The sequence below is a fragment of the Synechococcus sp. 65AY6A5 genome (assembly GCF_002760415.1).
Classification (GTDB): Bacteria; Cyanobacteriota; Cyanobacteriia; order Thermostichales; family Thermostichaceae; genus Thermostichus.
In genome coordinates this window covers 2,126,709-2,132,708 of sequence record NZ_AXUW01000001.1, presented here as the reverse complement: position 1 = coordinate 2,132,708, position 6,000 = coordinate 2,126,709, and the positions used below count along the sequence as shown (strand labels likewise).

Sequence of the window (6,000 nt, the reverse complement as noted above, 5' to 3'; positions counted from 1 at the left end):
GAAGTATCGGAAGCGTACACCAGCAAAACCTGTACCAAGTGCGGGCACATCCACACTAAGTTGGGTGGCGCAAAGGTGTTTAGATGCCCAAAGTGCAACCATAGGCTACCACGAGATTGGCAAGGCGCTCTGGGCGTTATGCTCAGGGCTTTGCGGGATACCGCCTTTCTGTTTGGACTCCGTCCGAGTAGCGCGGTCGCGTCAGCGTCGCGTAGTGACAACGGAAACGGACAGAATGCTATCGCTTCACCGCTGAGCAGTAATGCTCAGCAGTGTTCAGCGTAAATGTATCAGATACGCCATCAAGTCTCAACCCAGCCTGGAGGCGGCTGGCAGCGGGGGCAAAAGTGGGCCGAGCGGCCCGAGAGCTTACTCCGCTGAATGGGGGTGCCACAGAGGCGACAGGGATCCCCTTCTCGACCGTACACCCACGCCTGCCCCTGGTAGTTGCCGTTGAGCCCACGCAGATCCCGGTAATCCCGCAGGGTGGTGCCCCGCTGCTCCAGCCCGGCCCGTAACACCTGGATCAGGCTTTCTCGCAGGCGGCTCTTGGCAGCGTCGGAAAGCTGCGCGGCGGGTGTTGAGGGGTGGATGCCGCTCAGAAACAGGGCCTCGTCGGCGTAGATGTTGCCCACCCCCGCCACCAGCGACTGATCCAGCAAGGCGGCTTTGATGGGGCGGCGGCTCTTCTGCAAGGCAGCTTGGAAATAGGTTTCTGAAAAGGTGGGCGAAAACGGCTCCGGCCCCAGCCTCTGCAAAGCCGTGATCACCGCCTCCGGCTCCACCCCGGCAGGCACCAGCCACATCTGGCCAAAGGTGCGCAGATCAACAAAGCGCAGCTCCCACCCCTGCTCCAAATGCAGCCGGACGCGAGTGTGGATCGGCAAAGGCGCGGATCCCTGAACCCAGAGCAGTTGCCCGGTCATGCGCAGATGCACGCCCAGAACCGCTCCAGAGTCCAGGGATCCCAGAAGATATTTGCCTCGCCGCTGCCACTGGGTCAAACAGCTGCCTGCCAGCCCCTGCGCAAACTCGTCTTTGCCGGGGTAGGCCACGGTGCGAGGGAGAAGCACCTCCACCGCCAGGATGCACAGACCCAGGGTGAGGCGCTGCAGATCCCGCCTGACGGTTTCAACTTCCGGCAGCTCGGGCACAGGAAGAGGAAGCCAAAGAGCTTGGTTGAGTTGGCAGGGGCAGCCTTAGCTGGAAGCTTTGGCTTTGGGCTTGGGCTCCTCCACCACTTCCAGCTCATCTTCGCGGAAGTTGTTGGTGTTGATGTTGTAGTAGTTGATCTTGTCGAAGCGGACGATCACCGGGTAGAGAATGCCGCTGGTATCCACCGCCGCAACCGTTCCCACATCCCGATACCAGTAGGATTCTTTCCGCAACACCCGGACTTTGGCACCACGCTGAATCGCCATAGAGGTTCTCTCCATTGACCTGCCCTTCAGATTACCCTAGTCCGTGAGAAGGCTGCGATTTCCGAATTTTTGTAACGGGGATCCCTGTGGCTTCCCTGCAGGTGGGAATCTTCTGGACGCTGGTGCCGCCCCTGCGTTAGGGCAAAGCCCAGCCCCCAAGGCTGCCACTCCCCTGCTGCCGTCGGAAGCGGCTGGTGTTGCGATGTGAAGAAATGCAAACTATACTGAAGGGCAGGTGCTCCTCTTGTAGCCCTTCCCAAGCCCTAACTGGAGGTTTCCATGTCCAACCCCAACTTGTCTGAGCCCAAGTTTGGCTTTAACGAATATGCCGAGCGTCTCAACGGCCGCGCGGCCATGATCGGCTTTGTGTTGGCCATTGTCATCGAAGCGGTGACGGGCCAAGGCGTCGCCTCCTGGCTGGGCCTGATCTAGAAAACTCAGCTTGCCGCGCTATGGAGTCGCTCCCGAAGCGGTAAACGCGAGATTCTGGGATCCCTGTGAGCAGAGAGGCAAGCTTGAAAGCCCTGCTCTCTCTGTTTTTTGTTGAGTTGAGGAAAAGCTTTGTTCTGGGGTCTGCCGGCCGGCAGGCCCTCATTCACAGAAAACATACCCGCACCCCTACCCCAATCCTTGCAGGAAAAGCGAAACCGGTTGCGCTCTCCCAACCCTCCTCTCCCTCTGGGAGAGGGGCCGGGGGTGAAGGTCAACTGATCCCTTCCTGGCGTTTGGCAATGGGCATGCGCCAGCCAGTGCCAAAGGCGCGATCGGTCACGCGCAGGCCAGGGGGAGCCTGGTGGCGCTTGAACTCGGCACTCTGCACCAGGTGCAGCACCTGCTGCACCGTGTCAGGTTCAAACCCCTGGGCCACCAGCTCACCGGCCGACTGGTGCTGTTCGATGTGCCGCTGGAGGATAGCGTCCAGCAAGTCGTAGGGAGGCAGGCTATCGCTATCTTTCTGGCCAGGTCGCAGCTCTGCTGAGGGGGGCTTGGTGAGGATGGGGAGGGGAATCCGTTCCTGGTGGCGGTTGATCCAGCGGGCCAGGCGGTAGACCCAGGTTTTGGGCACATCGGAGATCACCGCCAAGCCGCCGGACATATCCCCGTAGATGGTGCAGTAGCCCACCGCCAGCTCCGACTTGTTGCCCGTGGTCAAGAGCAGCCGGCCAAACTTGTTGGAGAGGGCCATGAGCAGGGTGCCGCGGATGCGCGACTGCAGGTTCTCCTCCGCGATGTCGGGGGGCAGGCCGGCAAAGGGCTCATCCAGCAGGTGCTGGTAGCTCTCCATAATCGACTGGATGGGCAGCTTCAGGGTAGGGATCCCCAGGTTTTGCGCCAGTTGGTAGGCGTCCGTCAGGCTGCCCGGGCTGGAATAGGGAGAGGGCATGAGTACCCCCAGCACCCGCCCCGGCCCTAGGGCGTCGGCGGCAATGACGGCAGTAACAGCCGAGTCAATCCCTCCCGACAGGCCCAGCAACACCTCGCGAAAGCCGCATTTGCTGACGTAGTCGCGGGTGCCCAAAACCAGCGCCTCGTAGAGCTCTGCTTCCGGCTCCGTTGGCCAGCGGGATCCCTGGACTTCCAGGCTCTCGTCCAAGGGATGGATCAGCGTCTCCACATCCACAATCAGCCGATCCGGCGCAAAGGCAGCGGCTTGGGCCACCACCCGGCCCCGGCAGTCTAGGGCGCAACTGGCCCCGTCGAAGATCAAGTCGTCGTTGCCCCCCACCTGGTTGACATAGAGGATGGGCAGGGCGTGCTTGCGGGCCAGGGATCCCAGCATCTGCACCCGCAATTTTTGCTTGCCCAGGCTAAAGGGAGAGGCCGACAGGTTGATCAGCACATCGGCGCCGCAGCGGGCCATCTCTTCCACCGGATCCCGGTGGTAGCGGCGGTGTTGCCAAAAGTCGCGGTCGTTCCAGATGTCTTCACAGATGGTGAAGCCCACTCGGCGGCTACGGTACTCAATGGGCTGGGGCGGGGATCCCGGCTCAAAGTAGCGGTCTTCGTCGAAGACATCGTAGGTGGGCAGGAGCGACTTCTGGAACCAGTGGCGGATCTGCCCCCCTTCCAGCCAGGCCGCGGCGTTGTAGAGAGGCCGCCCCTCCGGCAGGGGGTTGGGCTGCACGGATCCCACCACCACCGGAATGCTCTCCCGCAGCCGGGCCGCCAACTGCTGCAAAACCTGGCCTGCCCTCTCGACTAGAGCAGGGTAGAGCAACAGATCCCGGGGCGGGTACCCCAACAGGGCCAGCTCAGAAGTAATGGCCAGCTCCGCTCCTGCCGCTGCCACCGCCTCGACCGCCGCACGGATGCGCTCGGCATTGCCGCTGAGATCGCCAACGGTATAGTTGAGTTGCAACAGCGCTACCTTCACTTGGCCCCCTTGGCCGAGAATGGCGGACTCCACGATGATAGGCCAGCTCAGGTCGTTCGGCTTGCCCACAGGCGGGTCGGCTACTCCGCTGTTGCTGGCAACTCTGTTTCGGCTTCTGGATGGAAGTAGCGGTAGATCTGGCGGGCCAGCTTGGGGCCAATGCCAGGTACTTGGGCCAACTGCTCCTCAGTAGCCATCTGGATGCGGGCAAGGGAGCGAAACGCCTCCATGAGCAGCTTTTGCCGCTGCTTGCCTAGACCAGGGATCTCCTCCAGAACCGAAGCCTGTTGGCGTAGTTTCCGCTGCTGGCGATGGTAGGCAAGGGCAAAGCGGTGGGCCTCATCCCGCAGACGCTGCAACAGCAGGCGGGCCGGATCCTGGGGCGGCAGCCGCAGCGGCTCAGGATCCCCAGGCCGAAAGATCTCCTCTTCCCGCTTGGCCAGGGCAAAGACCGGCAGGTGATCCAGCCCCAGCTCTGCCAAGACGGCCATCACTGCTGCCAGTTGCCCCTTGCCCCCGTCGATGAGCACCAAGTCCGGCTGATCCTCGGAAGTCATCTTGCTGAAGCGACGCCGCGCCACCTCGGCATGGCTGGCAAAGTCGTCGGAGTGGCCAGGCCGCACCTGGGGGTTGCGAATCTTGTAGCGGCGGTAGTGTTGCTTGGCCGGCAGGCCATCGATAAACACCACCTGGCTGCCCACAGCGTCGGATCCCTGGATGTGGGAGATGTCGTAGGCTTCTAGGCGACGGGGCGGCTCTGGCAGATCCAAAACTTCCGCCAAGCGCTCCAGCGCTGCTGCCTCCCGCTCCGCCAGGCGCTGGCTGCGGGCTAGCTCTAGCTGGGCGTTCCGCTCCACCAGTTCAATTAGCTCGGCTTTGCTCTGCCGCTGCGGGGCAAGGAGGCTGACCTTGCGCCCCTTTTTCTGGCTCAGCCAAGATTCCAAAAAATCGCGATCCGGCAACTCATACTGGGTCAAAATCTCGGAGGGAATTTCCACCGGGTCGCAATATTGGTAATGTTCCTGCAAAACCCGCTGCAAAATAAGAGCCGGGTCGTCGCCGCGGTTTTCGGCCACAAACCCTAGCCGTCCCACCAACTTGCCCGCCCGCACCTGAAACAACTGGATGCAAGCCCGCGAGTCGTTCATGGCCAAAGCTATGGCATCGCGGCTGGCGGTAGAGTTGGGCAAAGAGACCTTCTGGGATTGGCCCAGTTGCTCTAGGCCGCGGATTTGATCCCGATAGCGCGCCGCCGCCTCATAGTTTTCTTGCTGCGCTGCCTGGGCCATTTTCTCCTTCAACTCACGGATAAGCTCGTCCGTCTGGCCTTGGAAGATCATCGCCACTTGAGCAACGGTCTTGCGATACGCTTCCGGGCTAATCAAGCCCTGACAGACACCAGGGCAACGCCCGATGTCATAGTTCAAACAGGGGCGGTCCTTGTAAAGCGGCTTGGGGCGCTGGCGCAAGGGAAAAATGCGCTTTACCAGACCGAGGGTGTAACGCAGCAGGCCCACATCGGTATAGGGCCCGTAGTACTTATCTTGATTTTGGTTGAGACGGCGGTGGCGGGTAATGTAAATCTGCGGGTAAGGCTCTGACCACGTAATGCACAAATAGGGGTATTTTTTATCCTCTTTGAGGAGAACATTGTAGGGCGGCTGATAGGTTTTAATGAGATTGTCTTCCAGGGCTAGAGCTTCGCTTTCGTTATCAGTGACGATAAACTCGATCTCGCAAACCTGAACTACCATGCGCTGAATACGAGGAGACAGGTCGCCGGTAAAGCGAAAATAGGATCGCACGCGAGATCGCAACTTTTTGGATTTGCCCACATAGAGAATCTGGTCGGTGGCATCCCGCATCAAATAGACACCAGGTTCGGCAGGAATCTCCTTAAGGCGGCTTTCTAGAACCTCAGGGTTTTGAATCAGAGGGACAGTCATACAGCTTCGCTCCAACAGGCAAAGCCAGGGATCCCAAGGCTTTCATTCAGTGATGACCAAGTCACTCCCATCTTAAAATCATCCCATCGCCCAGTTGGCTGCAGTTCATTTTCTGGCCGGCTAAGTGTAGCTATCACTCGACTGAAAAACCTCCCAAGCGTTTCGCAACGCTGCCGGGCCGCAGCCCTGCCGCCCCTAAGCCCGTTTCCTTCGGGGGAGGAGATGTGACAGACGGTTTCGCGACAGCTTGCAACGCTCC

General features: G+C 60.5%; 6 protein-coding genes. 2 read left to right on the top strand and 4 right to left on the bottom strand.

Features of this window, described 5'->3' with window-relative positions; genetic code table 11:
- A partial coding sequence (locus tag SYN65AY6A5_RS10150) for a zinc ribbon domain-containing protein (RefSeq protein ID WP_143597162.1) occupies positions 1-285 on the top strand: 285 nt, incomplete at its 5' end.
- Between the two features lie 17 nt (positions 286-302).
- Here SYN65AY6A5_RS10150 and SYN65AY6A5_RS10145 read toward each other — a convergent pair.
- Together SYN65AY6A5_RS10145 and SYN65AY6A5_RS10140 are read right to left on the bottom strand one after the other, a co-directional pair.
- Entirely contained in the window at positions 303-1,154 is an 852-nt protein-coding gene (locus SYN65AY6A5_RS10145; RefSeq protein WP_099884346.1) for a DNA-formamidopyrimidine glycosylase, read from the bottom strand.
- A 45-nt stretch (positions 1,155-1,199) separates the two neighbouring features.
- Positions 1,200-1,421 carry a photosystem I reaction center subunit IV gene (locus SYN65AY6A5_RS10140; protein WP_011429119.1) on the bottom strand — a complete coding sequence of 74 codons (222 nt, stop codon included), beginning with the start codon at positions 1,419-1,421 and terminating at the stop codon, positions 1,200-1,202.
- A 279-nt stretch (positions 1,422-1,700) separates the two neighbouring features.
- On the opposite strand from SYN65AY6A5_RS10140, the gene SYN65AY6A5_RS10135 reads away from it, so the two are divergent.
- Positions 1,701-1,853 (top strand): chlorophyll a/b-binding protein, encoded by a 153-nt coding sequence (locus SYN65AY6A5_RS10135; RefSeq protein WP_011429120.1) that lies wholly within the window; start codon positions 1,701-1,703, stop codon positions 1,851-1,853.
- Between the two features lie 271 nt (positions 1,854-2,124).
- Here the strand turns inward: SYN65AY6A5_RS10135 and SYN65AY6A5_RS10130 are convergent, their stop codons facing one another.
- Together SYN65AY6A5_RS10130 and uvrC are read right to left on the bottom strand one after the other, a co-directional pair.
- Positions 2,125-3,795 carry an NAD+ synthase gene (locus tag SYN65AY6A5_RS10130; protein WP_099884616.1) on the bottom strand — a complete coding sequence of 557 codons (1,671 nt, stop codon included), beginning with the start codon at positions 3,793-3,795 and terminating at the stop codon, positions 2,125-2,127.
- Positions 3,796-3,875: 80 nt separating this feature from the next.
- Entirely contained in the window at positions 3,876-5,741 is a 1,866-nt protein-coding gene (gene uvrC / locus SYN65AY6A5_RS10125; protein WP_099884344.1) for an excinuclease ABC subunit UvrC, read from the bottom strand.
- Positions 5,742-6,000 lie beyond the last annotated feature (259 nt).

What these genes read in the sequence shown, in the direction of transcription:
- SYN65AY6A5_RS10140 (WP_011429119.1), bottom strand. Translation starts at nt 1,421, where the DNA reads ATGGCGATTCAGCGTGGTGCCAAAGTCCGGGTGTTGCGGAAAGAATCC.
- SYN65AY6A5_RS10135 (WP_011429120.1), top strand. Translation starts at nt 1,701, where the DNA reads ATGTCCAACCCCAACTTGTCTGAGCCCAAGTTTGGCTTTAACGAATAT.
- uvrC (WP_099884344.1), bottom strand. Translation starts at nt 5,741, where the DNA reads ATGACTGTCCCTCTGATTCAAAACCCTGAGGTTCTAGAAAGCCGCCTT.